This is a genomic window from Paraburkholderia sp. JPY419 (assembly GCF_050435705.1).
Classification (GTDB): domain Bacteria; phylum Pseudomonadota; class Gammaproteobacteria; order Burkholderiales; family Burkholderiaceae; genus Paraburkholderia; species Paraburkholderia youngii.
This window is the reverse complement of record NZ_JBNDKV010000004.1, coordinates 2,090,959-2,106,965: the sequence shown is the minus strand read 5'-3', so window position 1 is coordinate 2,106,965 and position 16,007 is coordinate 2,090,959. Positions and strand designations below refer to the sequence as shown.

Annotated in this window: 14 protein-coding genes and 2 pseudogenes; 6 read left to right on the top strand and 10 right to left on the bottom strand. The window is 65.4% G+C overall.

What is annotated here, in order from left to right; translation table 11 throughout:
- Positions 1 to 433 precede the first annotated feature (433 nt).
- The 7 genes from QFZ91_RS38065 to QFZ91_RS38035 all read right to left on the bottom strand — a co-directional run bounded on the left by QFZ91_RS38065 (position 434) and on the right by QFZ91_RS38035 (position 7,560).
- A complete protein-coding gene (locus QFZ91_RS38065) occupies positions 434 to 1,192 on the bottom strand; it encodes a phosphorylase (RefSeq protein WP_429570425.1) in 759 nt (252 codons plus the stop codon).
- 3 nt (positions 1,193 to 1,195) lie between these two features.
- Positions 1,196 to 3,280: a squalene--hopene cyclase gene (gene shc / locus QFZ91_RS38060; protein ID WP_429570424.1), complete on the bottom strand. Its 2,085-nt coding sequence runs from the start codon at positions 3,278 to 3,280 to the stop codon at positions 1,196 to 1,198.
- On the bottom strand, positions 3,277 to 4,545 hold the full coding sequence (gene hpnE, locus QFZ91_RS38055; RefSeq protein WP_429570423.1) for a hydroxysqualene dehydroxylase HpnE: 1,269 nt from the start codon (positions 4,543 to 4,545) through the stop codon (positions 3,277 to 3,279). The genes shc and hpnE overlap by 4 nt, the downstream gene beginning before the upstream one ends.
- A 4-nt stretch (positions 4,546 to 4,549) precedes the next feature.
- On the bottom strand, positions 4,550 to 5,398 hold the full coding sequence (hpnD, locus tag QFZ91_RS38050) for a presqualene diphosphate synthase HpnD (protein ID WP_176366417.1): 849 nt from the start codon (positions 5,396 to 5,398) through the stop codon (positions 4,550 to 4,552).
- Positions 5,399 to 5,631: 233 nt separating this feature from the next.
- Positions 5,632 to 6,582 (bottom strand): sensor domain-containing diguanylate cyclase, encoded by a 951-nt coding sequence (locus tag QFZ91_RS38045; protein WP_429570422.1) that lies wholly within the window; start codon positions 6,580 to 6,582, stop codon positions 5,632 to 5,634.
- The gene (locus QFZ91_RS38040; RefSeq protein ID WP_176107078.1) at positions 6,579 to 7,202 is read right to left on the bottom strand and encodes a chemotaxis protein CheC; all 624 of its coding nucleotides are present in this window, start codon (positions 7,200 to 7,202) and stop codon (positions 6,579 to 6,581) included. The genes QFZ91_RS38045 and QFZ91_RS38040 overlap by 4 nt, the downstream gene beginning before the upstream one ends.
- A complete protein-coding gene (locus QFZ91_RS38035; RefSeq protein ID WP_176120865.1) occupies positions 7,195 to 7,560 on the bottom strand; it encodes a response regulator in 366 nt (121 codons plus the stop codon). Before QFZ91_RS38035 ends, QFZ91_RS38040 begins: the two co-directional genes overlap by 8 nt.
- A 600-nt stretch (positions 7,561 to 8,160) precedes the next feature.
- Here QFZ91_RS38035 and QFZ91_RS38030 point away from each other — a divergent pair.
- Both QFZ91_RS38030 and QFZ91_RS38025 read left to right on the top strand, forming a co-directional pair.
- Positions 8,161 to 10,456, top strand: a pseudogene (locus tag QFZ91_RS38030) (response regulator).
- A gap of 236 nt (positions 10,457 to 10,692) precedes the next feature.
- On the top strand, positions 10,693 to 11,877 hold the full coding sequence (locus QFZ91_RS38025; protein WP_429570421.1) for a hypothetical protein: 1,185 nt from the start codon (positions 10,693 to 10,695) through the stop codon (positions 11,875 to 11,877).
- A 104-nt stretch (positions 11,878 to 11,981) separates the two neighbouring features.
- Here the strand turns inward: QFZ91_RS38025 and QFZ91_RS38020 are convergent, their stop codons facing one another.
- Entirely contained in the window at positions 11,982 to 12,539 is a 558-nt protein-coding gene (locus QFZ91_RS38020; protein WP_176107083.1) for an NADPH-dependent FMN reductase, read from the bottom strand.
- A gap of 289 nt (positions 12,540 to 12,828) precedes the next feature.
- Between QFZ91_RS38020 and QFZ91_RS38015 the strand changes: the two genes are divergently transcribed.
- Positions 12,829 to 13,044, top strand: coding sequence for a hypothetical protein (locus tag QFZ91_RS38015; RefSeq protein WP_176107084.1), 216 nt, complete (start codon positions 12,829 to 12,831; stop codon positions 13,042 to 13,044).
- A gap of 81 nt (positions 13,045 to 13,125) precedes the next feature.
- Here QFZ91_RS38015 and QFZ91_RS38010 read toward each other — a convergent pair whose 3' ends face one another.
- Positions 13,126 to 13,260 carry a hypothetical protein gene (locus tag QFZ91_RS38010; protein WP_260331982.1) on the bottom strand — a complete coding sequence of 45 codons (135 nt, stop codon included), beginning with the start codon at positions 13,258 to 13,260 and terminating at the stop codon, positions 13,126 to 13,128.
- A 453-nt stretch (positions 13,261 to 13,713) separates the two neighbouring features.
- On the opposite strand from QFZ91_RS38010, the gene QFZ91_RS38005 reads away from it, so the two are divergent.
- Both QFZ91_RS38005 and QFZ91_RS38000 read left to right on the top strand, forming a co-directional pair.
- A complete protein-coding gene (locus tag QFZ91_RS38005; protein WP_429495191.1) occupies positions 13,714 to 14,322 on the top strand; it encodes an RNA polymerase factor sigma-70 in 609 nt (202 codons plus the stop codon).
- The gene (locus tag QFZ91_RS38000) at positions 14,309 to 14,515 is read left to right on the top strand and encodes a zf-HC2 domain-containing protein (protein ID WP_176120862.1); all 207 of its coding nucleotides are present in this window, start codon (positions 14,309 to 14,311) and stop codon (positions 14,513 to 14,515) included. The genes QFZ91_RS38005 and QFZ91_RS38000 overlap by 14 nt, the downstream gene beginning before the upstream one ends.
- A 27-nt stretch (positions 14,516 to 14,542) precedes the next feature.
- On the opposite strand, the pseudogene QFZ91_RS37995 reads toward QFZ91_RS38000, so the two are convergent.
- Positions 14,543 to 14,827, bottom strand: a pseudogene (locus QFZ91_RS37995) (DUF1272 domain-containing protein); the annotation flags it as partial.
- A gap of 179 nt (positions 14,828 to 15,006) precedes the next feature.
- Between QFZ91_RS37995 and QFZ91_RS37990 the strand changes: the two are divergent.
- The gene (locus QFZ91_RS37990; RefSeq protein WP_429570420.1) at positions 15,007 to 15,990 is read left to right on the top strand and encodes a sulfonate ABC transporter substrate-binding protein; all 984 of its coding nucleotides are present in this window, start codon (positions 15,007 to 15,009) and stop codon (positions 15,988 to 15,990) included.
- Positions 15,991 to 16,007 lie beyond the last annotated feature (17 nt).

Below are 16,007 nucleotides of genomic sequence, written 5' to 3'. Positions count from 1 at the left end.
TTAATATAGAATTTGACCAGAATTTACAATTAGATTCGCCGTTTTTATTGCTGAGGATGCAATCTTAAAATAAAAAGTGTGCATTCATCGGCTAGAATCTTCTCGCTTTTTAACGGGAGTACGCCTCCCTGGCGCTCCACCGAACTGAACTGTTATGAATTGGATCGTCGACAAAGCGGCACTTCTGCTCGCCGCTATCGCCTGTGCGGCGCTCGCATGGGCTCTGATTCACTACAGCGGCCAGTGGTTTGCGGTTGCTGCTGTTCATACTGGCAATTGCGGGCTTTTCGCGGACAACCAGCGGCTGCGCAACCTCCTAAGAGACTTAGGCGAAGACCCGAGTCGCCGCTCCGGGGGTGGCTCACGCACACGCTAGCGACTTGCTGCCTGCCCCGGACGCGATCCGGGATGACTAACCACCCTCCCCCGTCGCTCAATCAGCGACACCCGTGATCCGCAGCACGCCGCCCTTCCCCAACGCCTCCCGCGTCTGGACCAGCGTAGTCCGCGCGGCGCGCGCATCGCCGGCGAGTCGCAGCAGCGCACCCAGTTGCGATGGCTGCCGCAGCAATTCGCGCAAAATCGGCCCGAGCGCGGTGGTGCCGTCGTCGCGCAGGCCCGCCGTCGCGGCCGGCGGCAGCGTGCGCCAGGCCGGATCGACGACCGCTCGACACACGGCGAACGGCAGACCGCGAGCGGCAGCGGTCGCCCCCGCGATGTGCGATTCCATGTCCACCGCTAGCGCGCCGGTCGATTCGTGCAGCGCGCGTTTGTCTTCCGCGGTGATCAGCGGCGCGGCGACCGCCGCCGTCGCGCCACGGCGCACACGTCCCGCGAGCCGTTCGGCCGTCCTGACGTCAGTTACCGCGGCGGCAATCCGCTCCGACCACTGCCCATCCGTGTCGATGCGTCCAAACGGTCCATGCACCGCATCCGCGACGATCAGCGTCCCCGGTTCCAGATCCGGCGCGAGTCCGCCCGCCGTGCCGAAACTGACGATCCCCGCCGCGCCGCGAGCGACCGCCGCGCTTAGCGCGCGCTCGAGCAGATCGGCCCGTGCCGCGTACACGACCTCGACGCGCTCGCTGCCGTCGCCGCGTGCGATGCGCGCCTCGAACGCCATGCCCGTCACGACGATCACCGGCAAACGGCTATCGCCCGTCCCGACGGACGGCGTCATCGACACGGACATCCGTCACATCCCGACCGTGACGCGCGTGAGCCCATTGCGCTTCAGATGACGGAAGCGCGCGAGCGCCCACAGCGGGAAGAACTTCCGATAGCCGTGGTAACGCAGATAGAACACGCGCGGAAAGCCCGTCGCGGTAAAGCGCGTTTCGTCCCACAGCCCATGCTCGCGCTGCTCACGCTGCAGATAGTCGATCCCACGCGCCACCGCGTCGTGATCGACCTCGCCCGCCGCCATCAGCCCGAGCAGCGCCCACGCGGTCTGCGACGCGGTGCTCGGCGCGCGCTCGTAGCCGCGATAGTCGAGCTTGTAGCTCTCGCCGCCCTCGCCCCAACCGCCGTCCTCGTTCTGGATCGACACGAGCCATTTCACCGCGCGCCGCATGCGCGGGTCGTCGTGCGCCATGCCGGCCGCGTTCAGCGAGCACAGCGCGGTCCATGTGCCGTAGATGTAGTTCAGACCCCAGCGGCCATACCAGCTGCCGTCCGACTCCTGCTCCTGCAGCATGTAGTCGAACGCGCGCTGCGCCGGCTCGCTGTTTTGCGGCAACTCTCCGATCTGCGCGAACATCGACAGACAGCGGCCCGACACGTCCGCGGTCGGCGGATCGAGCAGCGCGGCGTGGTCCGAGAACGGGATGTTGTTCAGGTAGTACTGGGTGTTTTCCGGCTCGAATGCGCCCCAACCGCCTTCGCTGCTTTGCATGCCGACTACCCATTCGCGCGCGCGGGCAATCGCTTCGTGATCGACATCGGACTTCGTGAGCGCAGCCGAACGATGCATCGCCATCACGACCACCGCGGTATCGTCGACGTCCGGGTAATGCGCGTTGTTGTACTGGAACGCCCAGCCGCCCGGCCGCACGTTCGGGCGGCGCGAAATCCAGTCGCCGCGCACGTCGATAATCTGCAGCGGACGCAGCCACGCGAGCCCGCGTTCGGCCGCCTGTTCGGCACGTGCCTCGCCGGTTTCGAGCAAAGCGTGCGCGGCGAGCGACGTATCCCACACCGGCGACAAACACGGCTGGCAATACGCTTCGTCATCCTTGATGACGAGCAGCTTGTCGAGCGACTTGCGAGCGATCGCGCGGTTCGGATGATCGGCCGGATAGCCGAGCACGTCGTACATCATCACCGAGTTGGCCATCGCCGGGAAGATCGCGCCGAGGCCGTCCTCGCCGTTCAGTCGTTCGTCGACGAACGCGACAGCCGCGCGGATCGCGCGTTCGCGGCTCGCCTTCGGCAACAGGCCATCGACCGCGCGCAGCACTGTATCGACACAGCGGAAAAAGCCGAACCAGCCCGCGTGCTGATGCGGTGCGCGCTCACTCATGCCGGTGTTCACGGGCGCGCCGCGGAACAGCTCGTCGATGCGCACCTTGCGCGGGTTGCGCGCGAGCGGCCGCTTCGCATTGAGCACGAGCAGCGGCACGATCACCGTGCGCGCCCAGTACGACACCTTTGACAGGTGGAACGGGAACCACATCGGCAGCAGCATGATCTCGACCGGCATCATCGGCACCGCGCGCCACGACACCACGCCGAAGAGGGCGAGCAGAATTCGCGTGAACACGTTCGCGTGTTCCGCGCCGCCGTGCGCGAGGATCGCGTCGCGCGCGCGCACCATGTGCTCGGCGTCGACCGGGTCGCCGATCATCTTCAGCGCGAAGTACGCCTTCACGCTCGCGCTGATGTCGAGCGCGCCATCGGTGAAGAGCGGCCAGCCGCCATTCGGCAACTGGATGCGGCGCAGATAACGCGCGATCTTCTGTTCGAGTTCGAGGTTCGGCGTCTCGCCGAGATAGTGAACCAGCAGCACGTATTCGGCCGGAATCGTCGCGTCGGCTTCCAGTTCGTAGATCCAATGGCCGTCCGGCTGCTGCGCGGCCAGGATCGCATCGGTCGCGCGCGTGATCGACGCGTCGAGCGGGCTCGCGCCGGCAGTTTGCATGGCCGACGGCGTTGCGGTTGCCAATGCGTCCGCCCTGGCGGGCGCGTTGGCAACCACGGCAGCTTCGGCCAGGTTCGGCGCCGCATCGGCGGCTTCGGGCAGCACCGCGTCGAGCGGCTGGGTTTGAGATAAGTCGTTCATCGGCGTTCCATCTGTTGATTCAGCAGCGTATCCGCGGCCTTCTGGCCGGAGCGGATGGCACCTTCGAGCATCGCGGGCAGGCCGGTGGACGTCCAGTCGCCTGCGAGCAGCAAATTGTTCCAGCGAGTGCGCGTGCCCGGTCGCAGCGTCTCCTGCTCGGGCAGCGCGGCAAACATCGCGCGCGGTTCCATCACGACCTGCCAGCGCGGTAGCGGCGCGAGCGGCAGGTTCACCGCCGCTGCGACCTCGGCCCAGACGGTCGCCGCGAGCGCGTCGTGCGACATGTCGAAGAGCCGCTCGTCACCGTTGAGCGTCACCGACAGGCGGTCGTCGAACGCAAACAGCCATTCGGCCGTTCCGTTCAGCAGTGCGGTGATCTGCGGCAGACCGAACGGCGGCTCGACCGCGAAATGCACGTTCAGCGCAGCCGCGAAACGCGTCGGCGCACGCAGTCCCGGCACCAGCGCCGCTGCGGCTTCGGGCGGCAGCGCCAGAATCACCGCCTCGTTGGCGCCGAGCGCGATGCTCTCATCGGCGAAATGCAGCGCCTGCACACGCGCCGGGTCGGCCGCGAGCGCGATGTCGCGCAGACGCGAACCGAGCCGGATCGTCGCGCCGCCGTGCTGCAGGAGCCGCAGCGCCGGATCGACGAACGCACTGCCAAGACCATTACGCGCAACGAGCGGCCGGCAAGCGAGCCCGCCCGCGAGCAGCGTTTCGCGCACGAGCGCGCCGGTCAGCTCCGCCGACGCGTCGCGCGGCTCCAGATTCAGCAGCACATGCAGCAGCGGCCGCAGCAGCCGGTCCCATAGCGGACCGTCACAGCGCATCGTCTGCGCGACGCTGCGGCCCGGCTTCGCGAACAGCAGCGGCACGAGCGACAGGTAATCGGTCGGTACCGTGTTCGGCACGCGCGCATGCGCATCGAAAATCCACCACGGCAAACGCCCCGGCGACAGACGCACGCTCCAGCGCGAACGCGTGGCCAGATCGACGAACGGATACTCGGGCTGCGCGGGGCCGACCAGTTCGTCGGCGGCGCCGATCGCACGCACGTAGTTCAGCGTCGCGGCATTGGCCGACAGCACGATGTGATTGCCGCTGTCGAGCGTCGCACCGAGCCTCGCGTCGTAGTACGAACGGCAGCGGCCGCCCGCGTAATCCTGCGCTTCGTGCAGCACGACCCGCGCGCCACGCCGCTGCAACTGCACAGCGGCGGCGAGCCCGGCCACGCCCGCGCCGACCACGTGGACGAGCTTCGGCATCAGCTCAGAAAAGCGCGTAACGCGCGACGATCCACAGCAGGCGCAGCTTCGGCTTGCTGACCTTCGTGCGCGGAACGTCGAAGCCGCGCTCCAGCGTACGCTCGAGCAGCACGCGATAGACGCCCGACATGATGCGCGGCGCACGCACTTGAGCGCGCGGCTCGCGATCCATGATCGCATCGGATTCGGCGAAGTGCTGCTTCGCGCGCTCGGCGAGCGTCGCGCAAACGCGCGGCAGCGTCGGGTCTTCGGCGATCTGCCGCGGGTTCGTGGCCGCGATGCCTTCGCGCGCGAGCAGCTCGCGCGGCAGATAGCAGCGGTTGATGTCGGCGTCTTCGTCGATATCGCGCAGGATGTTGGTGAGCTGCAGCGCGCGGCCGAGATGGTGCGCGAGCAGCCGGCCCGGCTCCTCACGCATCCCGAATATCCTCACCGACAGACGGCCGGCCGCGCTCGCGACGCGGTCGCAATACAGGTCGAGCGTGGCGTCGTCGGGCGCGCAGATGTCGGCGGCGGCGTCCATCGCCATGCCGTCGATCATCGCGTGAAAATCCTCGCGTTGCAGATGAAACGTGTGAATGTGCCGCGTCAGCGCGCGCAGCGACGCGCGCGGCTGGCCGGCGTAGCACGCGTCGATGTCCGCGCGCCATTGCTCGAGCCCGGCCGCACGCTCGGCTCGCGGCAGGCTGCTGTCGGCGATGTCGTCGACGGCGCGGCAGAACGCGTAGACCTGATACATCGCATCGCGCTGCGCCGCCGGCAAGATGCGCATCGCGAGATAAAACGAGCTGCCGGACGTGGCGGCAGCCGCGTCGATTTCAGTATCGTCCACGACGAGATTGGAAACAGCCAAGACGATCTCCGCTGGAGGCGCCCGCTGAAAGGCGTTCAAAGAGGTTTTTATGCCGACCCACAAGGCAGTGTGCCCGCGCGCGCGGACACGCGCGAAACATCCGGCTGGGCGGCCGGAAACGGCGAAAAGTATAGCAATCTTTGCCGGTGACCGCAGATTTGGCGGCCAATGAGGGACGCAAAGAAAGGCCGCCGGGCGCGGCGAGCTGGAACCGCGCCGCCCTCGCCAGCGAATCAGGCCCCCGCGAGCCGGAACGCGACCGCGCAGTTGCGGCCCTGGCGCTTTGCTCTGTAGAGCGCCGCGTCGGCCTCGTTGATCAGGACGTCGTACGCGGGGACGCCCTCGCGCGCCGACGCGCCACCGAGGCTCGCGGTGACCGGCACGCTGGTGCCGATCAGCTCGACCGGCGTTTCCTCGATCACGCGACGGATCTTCTCCGCCACCAGCATCGCGTCGTCGAGCGGCGTGCACGGCAGCAGCAGCGCGAACTCCTCGCCGCCGAAGCGCCCGAACGTGTCCTGCGCGCGCACCACACCCGCGACACGCTGCGCCATCACGCGCAGCACCGTATCGCCGACGCCGTGACCGAACTGGTCGTTGATCTGCTTGAAGTGATCGAGATCGAACAGCAGCATCGACATGTCGCCGCCGTACCGCTGCCAGCGCGTGAACTCGTCGCGCAGCCGCGCTTCGAAAAAGCGCCGGTTCGCGATGCCGGTCAGCCCGTCGCGATTCGCATACTCCTGCAGCTTCGCAACCGCCTCCTCGCGCTCGCGCTGCACGATGCTCACATGCGTCACGTCGGAGATCGTCACGCACACGGCCACCACTTCGCGGCCGCGCATCAGCGGCATGAACGTGCAGTCCTGCTGCATGAAGTCGACCCCGCCGGTGATCGGCCGGTCGTGATCGAACTTGAACAGATAGGGGCGCTGCTCCCACGAGCTGAACGCGAAGCTGCCGAGCTGGAATACGCTCTCGATCTTGCGCGACAGCCACACGCGCGGCAGCTCCGGAAAGCTCTGGTAGATCGAGCGGCCGACCACCTGCTCCGCCGACAGGCCGCTATGGTCCTGCATGAAGCGATTCCACATCAGCACGTTCAGTTCGCGATTGAGCACGAAGATGCCAAAACCGACCCGCTCGACCACGAGGTCGCTCAACGATTCCACTGGGACATTCATAGACTGGACAGCAGCGCATCGAGCGCTTCGTTCATGTGACGGATTGAGTCTTCGGCCATCAGCATCACGAGATGCGCGCGAAAACTCTGATGTTCGAGCGCGAAGTTCACTTCGACGAGCAGCGCCACCTGCCATTGCAGCACGCCGGGCTGGAACACTTCGTCGAGCGTCAGCGTGTCGCCGAGCACGCCCGGCGCGGAAAACACCGGCGTGCGGCCGAGCTGGTCGAGTATCGACGACACGCACGCGCCCGATAGCAGGTTCGCGACGTCGAGCATCAGTTCGCGCTCGCCGATCGCCTCGTAGCTCGAACGCGCGTACGGATCGCTGACCAGCGAACACAGCTGCGCGATGCTGTCGCTGCGACAGATCACCAGCACCTCGCCCTTGATGTCCGAGCGAAACCCCTGACGCACCGCGCTGACCGTGTCGTCGATGTGGGTCATCTCGCGCAGCGTGCGCGCCGCATCGCTCACCGCGACCATCTTCACGCGCGGCACCGACAGTTCGATAAACGAATCGAGCAGTCCCGCGAGCCGCGTCGCGGCCCGGCCCATCGCAAGGTTGGCGATTTCCTGTAGCGCGTCGCGCTGGTCTTCGGTGAAGGCGGGCTCAGACATACAAGCCGTACTCCTTGAGGATGGGCAGGACCGCCTCCGGCGTCACCGGCTTGGCGATGAACGCGATCGCGCCGAGCTCGCGCACGCGCTCCTGGGCGAGCGGCTGCACGTCGGCGGAAACGACGATCACGAAGGTATTGAGGTCCTCGTGCTGCAACGCCTCGAGGACCTGATAGCCGGTCATGTCCGGCATCGTCAGATCGAGGAACATCACCGAGGCCTTGCCGTCGCGATACAGCGCGAGCGCCTCGCGCCCGTTCGTCGCGTAGGACACGTCGACAGCCCAGTCGGGCGGCAGTGCCTTCGTGAGCAACTTGCGGGCGAGCAGCGAATCGTCGGCGATCACAATGGGCAGCATGGCAACGGAGGGTCGGGCGGTTTTTTAGGCGGGCGGAGGAATCGGCTCGTTCGTTTGCGCGCTTTCCGCGCCTGGTCGTTTGCGTTTTGTTCGTCCCGACAGCGGAGGACAGCACGCCTTCACGTGATGCCGACCGATGCGCGACCAGGTACAGTGGCGCCTGTCGAATTGCAATTGCCTATGGCGAGAGGGGTGCTAATGCAGCAGGACGCGTTTTGGCGGACCTCGACGATCCGGCGCACAGAGGTGGCAACGGCCTTTTATCGTGGCGAGGATTGTCGAAGCAAAGACGCGCAAAAGCAACTCGCCGAAAACGCCGACGGTAACGATCTGTTTCCAGACTAGGCGAATTTGAGAAATAGTTCTATCGTCAGGACCGGCAATCTTTTAACTTTATCCTTTTGTGTACGTTTGCGCTTCCCGATTCGTCGCTGTTTTAAAGCCGCTCTTAAAGAACGCCCGGTACGGTAGACGCGCGTCCCCGACGCTTTGCGGCAAGTTTTTCCGCGCTCCGTCTATGCTTGTTCTGAAGGCGGCATGGTGCCGGCAATGGCCCGATACGGGGCTGCCACATTCGAACGACTTTTCGCGTCAACGACAATGACATCAGACCAGGTCGACTCCGTGCGAGCGGGCCGCCTTTCGGGTCGTCCTCCCCGCGAGCAGGACGACGCGTCGTTTCCCGCCGTACCGGAACAGAACTTCCAGGTACGTCGCATCACACTGATCGCGCTGCTGGTCGCGGCGATCGTGCTGCCGTTCGTCTACGTCGCGGCGATGGCATTCAGCGATCTGCGCTCGCGCGAGGCCGATGCGACCGAGCTGGCGCTGCGTACGGTGCGGGTCGCCGAAGAACACGCATTGAAGGTGTTCGACATGAACGAGACGCTGAACTCGCGCATCGTCGATCTGACCGAGGGCCTCGACGACGACGGCATCCGCGCGCGCGAACACACGATTCACGACAAGTTGCGCACGATGGGCGGCGGCTATCCGCAGGTGGCTTCTGTGTCGATCTACGGCGAACAGGGCGCGCTGCTGGTGAGCAGCCGCCTGTATCCGGCGCCGGAAATTTCGGTCGGCCAGCGCGACGATTTCGTCGGCATCCGCGACGGCAGCGTGATCGAACGCGTGTCGAAAGTGATGACAGGGCACGTCAGCGGCGAGCAGGTGTTCAACATGGGCGTCGCGCGCCAGCAACTCAACGGTTCGTTCGCGGGAACGGTGTCGATCGCGCTGCGGCCCAGCTATTTCGATGCGTTCTATCGCGAGTTGCTCGGCAACAGCGACGACACGCCGATCATCATGAGTCTCGTGCGCACCGACGGCGCGGTCCTCGCGCATTACCCGCGCGGCCCCCGCGAGCCGACCGCGCTCGCACCGGATTCGCCGTTCGCCGAAGCGGTTTCGCACGGGCAGCGCTCCGGCGTCGTGCGGATGCACTCGAGCTTCGCCGACGGCAACCTGATCGTCGCATTCCGGCACGTCGGCTCGTATCCGGTCTACGTGCTGTGCGGCTATCGCACGTCGGCGATCTGGGCCGCCTGGTACAGACACCTGAGCGTGCTGATCCTGTCGATGTTCACGCCGTCGATCGCCCTGTGGTGCGTGATCTGGCTGTCGCTGCGCCGCCTCGGCGCCGAAGAGGAAGCGTGGCAGCGCTGGCAGGCCGAGGCATCGATGCGCCGCTCGATCGAATCCGCGTACCGCCAGTCGCGCAAGATGGAAGCGCTCGGCACGCTGGTCGGCAGCGTCGCGCACGACTTCAACAACCTGCTGATGATCCTGTCGGCCAACGTGCAGATCGTGCGACGGCGCGGCGTCGGCGGACTGGAGCGCGAACTGTCGGCGATGGAGCGCGCGTTGAAGAGCGGCCAGTCGCTGACGCGGCAGCTGCTCGGCGTCGCGCGCAAGCAGCCGCTGCGCACCGAGACGCTGTCGCTCCAACGCTGGCTGCCGTCGTGCCGCGAGCTGCTGCGGGCGTCGCTCGGCGCGAAGGTGTCGCTCGTGATCGATAGCGGCGTCGACACCTGGCCGGTGCGTGTGGATGTTGCCGAGCTCGAGCTCGCGCTGATCAACGTCGCCGTCAATGCGCGCGACGCGATGGCCAACGGCGGGCGCTTCACCGCGCGCGCGAGCAACGTCGTGTTCCGCCACGAGGACGGCTTTCCGCTGACCGGCGAGTTCGTGCAGCTGTCGCTCGAGGACACCGGCGCCGGCATGGCGCCCGACGTGCTCGCGCACGCGTTCGAGCCGCTTTACACGACCAAGTCCAAAGGCATGGGCACAGGGCTCGGGTTGCCGCAGGTCTTTGCATTCTGCGAGGGCTCGGGCGGGCTCGCGGCAATCGACAGTGCGATCGGCGCGGGGACCGCGGTGCGGCTCTATCTGCCGCGCGCGTCGACCGAGCCGCAGACGGCTGGACCCGCCGAAGCGCTCGCGCCCGCAAGCGACGCGCCGCACGGTCTGCGCGTGCTGCTCGTCGAGGACAACGAAGAAGTCGCCGCCGGCACCGAGGCGCTGTTGCAGATGATGGGCCACCAGGTGAGCTGCATGTTCAACGCCGACACGGCGCTGCGCGTGCTCGACGACGCCCGCGCGAAGCGCGCGGATACCGGCGAGCCGCTGCCGTTCGATCTGGTGCTGTCGGACATTCACATGCCGGGCAAGATGAACGGCATCGATCTGGCCGAAGCCGGTGCTCGGATTCGACCCGCCGCTGCCGGTCATTCTCGTCACCGGCTACGCGGAAGAGCTCGACCGCGCGCGGCGCGTGAACGTGCGCGTGCTGTCCAAACCATTCGATATCGGACTGCTCGAACAGCTGCTCGAAACGATCCAGCACGACACCGTGCAGACGAGCGCCGATACCGCCACGGATCCGGCCGACACCTGACGTCCGCGTCGTCCCGGCGTCATTTACCAGACCTTGTAAAAAGCGCGGCGCTCGCACGCCGCGCCTTTTTCGTCGCGAGCCCGCGTGATGCGTAGCGCGGGGGGCATCGCGGGCGCGCACGGGATGCAGCGCCGCCGCGCGTCGGTGCGGGGGCATGATCGTTGCATGCCCGAAGACGGCAAGGGGACGGCGCCTCGGGCGCCGCCCGTTCCAGCAGAACATGTCGGGAGACAACCATGCAACATCTCGTGATTGGTTTATTCGACACTTACGTGCAGGCCGAAACCGCCCGCGACACGCTCGTGCAAACCGGTTTTGCGCGCGAGAAGATCGAGTTGCAGGCGAACGCCGAACCATCGGTTGGCTCGGCCACCGGCGAAGTCGCCAACGCGGGCGTGCTCGCGAATATCGAGCGCTTTCTCGCCAGCCTGTTCTCGACCGGGCCGCGTCCGTCGGACACCGCCCGTTATGCCGAGGCGATGCGGCGTGGAGCGGTGCTCGTGTGCGTTCATGCCGCGAGCCAGTCGCATGCGGAACTGGCGCGCAACACGCTCGTGCGGCTCGGCGCGACCGATATCGGCGACCGCCTGCCCGAGGCGGACACCCCGGTCGCCTCCAACCGCGACCACTCGGTGCTCGATGAGCTGGGCATCGGCGCGGTGATGCCGGGTACGCCGCGTACGTCGAGCGTGACGACCGAGGCGGGGGCGACGCCGGGCATGCGGGACAGCACGGCAACACCGGGGGCGGGGGCGGGGGCGGGTGCGAGTTCGAGCAGTGGCGCAACGGGTGCGGCGGGCGTCAGCGAATCGACCGGAATCGCCGGCGCGACGGGCGCCACTTCGGCAACAGGGACGACCGCGCCCGACACCATGCCTCCTCCTGCGACTCCGCGCCCCGATCCGCTGACCGCCATGCCGCCGGCGGACATCGGCGCGGCCGCCGAGCCGTTCGCGCCGCCGCCGATCAGCGATCGGCCGATGAGCGATCCGGTCAACGAACCCATCGCCGATCCTCTCACCGGCGATGTGGGACGCAGCGCCATCGCCGCCGGCTCCGTGCCGGGTTCGGGCGCGGTGATGCAGCCCCAGCCGTCCGACGTCGTCCCGGAAGGCGGACAGCCGGGCACCGGTCCCGGCGCGCAGATGCCGAACGAATATCTGGAGTACGAAGAAGACTTCCGCACCCACTATGACGAGCAGTACGCAGCCGCGAACGCGCGCTACGAAGACTACGTGCCGGCCTATCGCTACGGCGCGGAGATTGGTCGCGACGCGCGCTTTCGCGATCGTCCGTGGGAAGAGATCGAGCCCGAAGCACGCCGCCATTGGGAAACCACGTCGCCGGAGAGCACGTGGGAGCGCTTCAAGCTCGCGGTGCGTCATGGGTGGGAGCGGGTGACCGGGCATCACCACGTGTAGGTGATGCAGCGGGCGAAACGGGCGCGGCCGCCTCGCGCGGCGCGCGCCGTGTCCTCGTTGCTTCGGTGGACGGTTAGGGCGCGGTCGGCGCCGCTAAGTCTCGATTACGCCACCGCCCCATGCCGCTTGATCCACGTGACGTAGCGGTCCATGAACGATTGCAGGAATTTGCGCGTGCCGTCGTTGACGATTTCGCCTTTTTCGTTGATCACCGACGGATCGTGCTTGATGAATACTTCGGGCTGCCCCATCGTCGCGACGTCGAGATAGGCGAGCACGTTGCGCAGATGCTGTTGCGCGAGCGCCGTACCGGTGGCGCCGACCGAGGTGCCGATCACCGCGCCCGGCTTGTTGCCCCACGAATTCGTGCCCCACGGCCGCGAGCCCCAGTCGAGCGCGTTTTTCAGCACGCCCGGCATCGAGCGGTTGTATTCGGGCGTCACGAACAGCAGACCGTCCGCGGCTTGCACGCGCTCCTTGAGCTTCTTGCCGGCTTCCGGATAGTCGGCGTCGTAGTCCTGCGAGTACAGCGGCAGGGAGCCGATATCGATGTATTCGAAGGTGAAATCGGCTGGAGCGAGAGAAATCACCGCCTGAGCCAATTGGCGATTGAACGAATCCCGCCGCAGGCTGCCGACGACCACTGCAATGTGATAGGCCATGTTCGCTTCCTCAGTTAGTGCGCTCGACGCGCAAAGAGTAGGACTGTTCATGATAGGCAAAAGCCGCGTGAAACGCCTGGGCACTGGCGGATTTGGCTAGGCGATAGCGGATCGGGAAGGGTTCTTGCGACACCTTTCGGTGGATAACCTCGCCACTCGAAAAGTTATCCACAGAATCGCTGAATAACCTTGTGGATAAGTTGAACTTTTACCTTGTCAATCAAGCATGCCTTCGGGCCAGGGCGATCTGAGGCAAATGGACACCATCGACCTTCTGGAGGACCGGATCATGAGTCTCGACTACGCAGGAAAATCCCACGACGAAGCGGTTGCCGCGCGCAAGAAAGCGCGGCAGCGCGCGCAGGAGCCGGCGGGCGGCAAGATGGCCGTCGACGGCGTCGAAGCCGACGCCACGCATAGCTGCGGTGAGCTGTCGGAGCAAGGCAAACAGGTGTGGCGTACGGGCGCCGGACTCGATGGGGGAGGCAAGGCACCGAGCCGCTAGGGCCGAGCGCTGAACGCAAAAAGGGCGCCGTTGCCGGCGCCCTTTTCTTTTGCTTGCTTGCTGCGTATGACGACGTGCCGATCAGTTGCCGAAAAATACGTTGCAGTACGACTTCGGGCCGTTGCAGGCCGAAGCCGGAGCGTCGGCGTGAGCGATGCCCGAAGCAGCTGCGAACAGTGCGGCCGAAGCGATCAGGGCGGAGAAAATGCGTTTCATGGTCCGGTCCTCGTTTTGCGTATGGTTGCGCGATCTCATGCGATCGATGGCGTGAAGAATAGCGAGCGGGTCCGCGTCCACAAACAGCGAAGATGAAAAGACATTTTTTTATAAATTGAAATAATCGTTATTGCCTGAGCGCACGGAAACTGGTGGGTGACCGCGACGCGTTGATTGACCGATGTGGCGACTCAAAAGCCTTCTCGCGGGCAGGCCGAAATATCATTTCTTGCAACAATTAATTTCCGGTGTCATAAGTCGCCGCGCCGCGCGACCAATTTCCTCGGGCCATCGATTGCCAAGGGATATATGTTGAATACCGATTCGTTAGGGCAGGAACGTGGGAGAGAATGGCGCACACATCCGCAAATCGCGCGAGGACGACCATCCGCTCATGAATCACGACGTTTCAGCGCAACACGCGCAGCCGACAGTACAGCGACGGAGTACGCCGTGACGCAGCCAGGCGGCCCGACGCTCGACGATCCCATCTATCTCGCGCAATTGCGGCGCGACCTCGTGCGCTTCGCCCGTCTGCAATTGCGCGATGCCGCGGCCGCCGAGGACGCCGTGCAGGAAGCGCTGACTGCCGCGTGGACTCAGGCAGCGCGTTTTTCCGCGCAGTCGGAGCACAAGACCTGGGTATTCGGCATCTTGCGCCACAAGCTCGTCGACACGCTGCGTGCGCGCCAGCGCACGGTCAATCTGTCGTCGCTCGAAGCCGAACTCGACGGCGAGGCGTTACTCGATCGCGAGCTTTTCAAGGACAACGGCCACTGGTCGCGCGAGACCAAACCGCGTCCCTGGCCGACACCCGAAACCGCACTGCGCCAGCAGCAGTTCTGGACGCTGTTCGAAATGTGCCTCGAGCATTTGCCCGAGCACATCGGACGCGTGTTCATGATGCGCGAGTTTCTCGACCTCGACATCGCGGCGATCTGTGCCGAACTGCAGATCAACGCGAATCATTGCAGCGTGCTGATCTATCGCGCGCGGCTGCGGCTGCGCACGTGCCTGAGCGAAAAGGGCCTATCCAGCGAGGACGCGAATGGGGAAGTGTAAGGACATCACGCGGCTGCTATCCGACGCGCTCGACCGCTCGCTGTCGACTGGCGAATGGCTCGCGATCCGCCTGCATCTGCCGACCTGCAGCGGGTGCCGGAACTATCGCAAACAGATCCGCCTGCTGCGGGTCGCCGCGCATGTGGCGAGCGGAGTCGCGAGCGCCGATGGAGCGGTGAGCGGCGACGAGTGATTTGCCGCTTTGCCGCTTCGCGGTTCGGCGCTCACCGGGCGGCGCGTCGCAATAGCGTTCGAAAAAGCGGGCATGCGTCGCTTCATCGATTCCGACGGTATGCGCATCGGCACGCGCGGGATGTTTCGCGAGTTGCGCGCGAGTGCGAATCGGGCGATGCGCGAAATTACCGCCGCAATTCGGACACACGTTGCACAGCCTCGTCAGCGGGCAGACCTCACAGAACCTGCATTCGTAGGTGCAAATCATCGCGTCGGGGGCGTTCGGCGGAAGTGACTTGCCGCGCGAGTCGCTGGCCGACGCCGCTGTAATGCCGGTCGATTGTAGCGGGAGGGGTGGGTCGGGCCTTCGGCGTTACGCAATGCTTCGCTAGTGCCGAATGATTTGCTTATGCGAATTTATCGGTTCGTCCAGGCGGGCGGACGAATTATCGTCGGAGCCAATCGGACCAGCCTTGGTGTCCATTAAATTCTCTTTCGACGAGTATTCTCATGTCCCGTGATCCGCTGCTGACGCGCCGTACGTTTCTCGCCGGCGTAGGCGCAACGCTGGCCGCCGCCGCGTTGCCGGTCTTCTCCACCACCGCATTTGCCGCCGATGAACATGCAAAAGAACTTCGCATCGGATATCAGAAAGCCGCGAGCACCCTGGTATTGCTGAAGGCGCACGGCACGCTCGAAAAGCGCCTTGCGCCACTCGGCATCACGGTCAAATGGACCGAGTTTCCGGCTGGGCCGCAACTGCTGGAAGGGCTGAACGTCGGCGCGATCGACTTCGGCTATGTGGGCGAAGCGCCGCCCGTGTTCGCGCAAGCCGCAGGCGCCAATTTCGTTTATACCGCGTATGAAATTCCGACCCCGCACGCCGAAGGCATCCTCGTGCATCCGGATGCGCCGATCAGAAGCTTGGCCGATCTGAGGGGAAAGAAGATTGCGCTGAACAAGGGCTCGGATGTGCACTGGTTTCTCGTCGCCGCGTTGCAAAAAAACGGCGTGAAGTTCAGCGAGATCCAACCCGTGTATTTGCCGCCTGCCGATGCACGCGCGGCCTTCGAGCGCGGTGCGGTCGATGCGTGGGCTATCTGGGATCCGTTTCTCGAAGCCGCCAAAAGGCAGACGAACGCGCGACTGCTTGCCGATGCGGAAGGTATCGTCAGTCACCACCAGTTCTTTCTGAGCGCGCGACCCTTCGCGCAACATAACGGCGACGTTCTTGCGATCGTGATCGATGAAGTCGGCAAGGAAGGCGAGTGGGTGCGCGGCCACTACAGCGAGGCCGCCGCACAACTCGCGCCGATTCAAGGGCTCGACGCTAGCGTGATCGAATCAGGCTTGCGCCATTACGCGCATATCTATAAGCCCGTCGACGCGAACGTGCTTGCGGAACAACAACGCATTGCGGACACGTTCACCGAACTGCGCCTGATCCCGACGAAGATCGTGACCAAGGATGCCACGCTGTCGGGCAAAGCCTAGCGCAGCGGTTCGAGGTC

Coding starts and splice junctions, on each gene's coding strand:
- shc (WP_429570424.1), bottom strand. CDS start 3,280: ATGAACGACTTATCTCAAACCCAGCCGCTCGACGCGGTGCTGCCCGAA.
- hpnE (WP_429570423.1), bottom strand. CDS start 4,545: ATGCCGAAGCTCGTCCACGTGGTCGGCGCGGGCGTGGCCGGGCTCGCC.
- QFZ91_RS38035 (WP_176120865.1), bottom strand. CDS start 7,560: ATGCTGCCCATTGTGATCGCCGACGATTCGCTGCTCGCCCGCAAGTTG.
- QFZ91_RS38065 (WP_429570425.1), bottom strand. CDS start 1,192: ATGTCCGTGTCGATGACGCCGTCCGTCGGGACGGGCGATAGCCGTTTG.
- QFZ91_RS38000 (WP_176120862.1), top strand. CDS start 14,309: ATGGGGAAGTGTAAGGACATCACGCGGCTGCTATCCGACGCGCTCGAC.
- QFZ91_RS38025 (WP_429570421.1), top strand. CDS start 10,693: ATGCAACATCTCGTGATTGGTTTATTCGACACTTACGTGCAGGCCGAA.
- QFZ91_RS38015 (WP_176107084.1), top strand. CDS start 12,829: ATGAGTCTCGACTACGCAGGAAAATCCCACGACGAAGCGGTTGCCGCG.
- QFZ91_RS38020 (WP_176107083.1), bottom strand. CDS start 12,539: ATGGCCTATCACATTGCAGTGGTCGTCGGCAGCCTGCGGCGGGATTCG.
- QFZ91_RS38040 (WP_176107078.1), bottom strand. CDS start 7,202: ATGTCTGAGCCCGCCTTCACCGAAGACCAGCGCGACGCGCTACAGGAA.
- QFZ91_RS38045 (WP_429570422.1), bottom strand. CDS start 6,582: ATGAATGTCCCAGTGGAATCGTTGAGCGACCTCGTGGTCGAGCGGGTC.
- QFZ91_RS38010 (WP_260331982.1), bottom strand. CDS start 13,260: ATGAAACGCATTTTCTCCGCCCTGATCGCTTCGGCCGCACTGTTCGCA.
- QFZ91_RS37990 (WP_429570420.1), top strand. CDS start 15,007: ATGTCCCGTGATCCGCTGCTGACGCGCCGTACGTTTCTCGCCGGCGTA.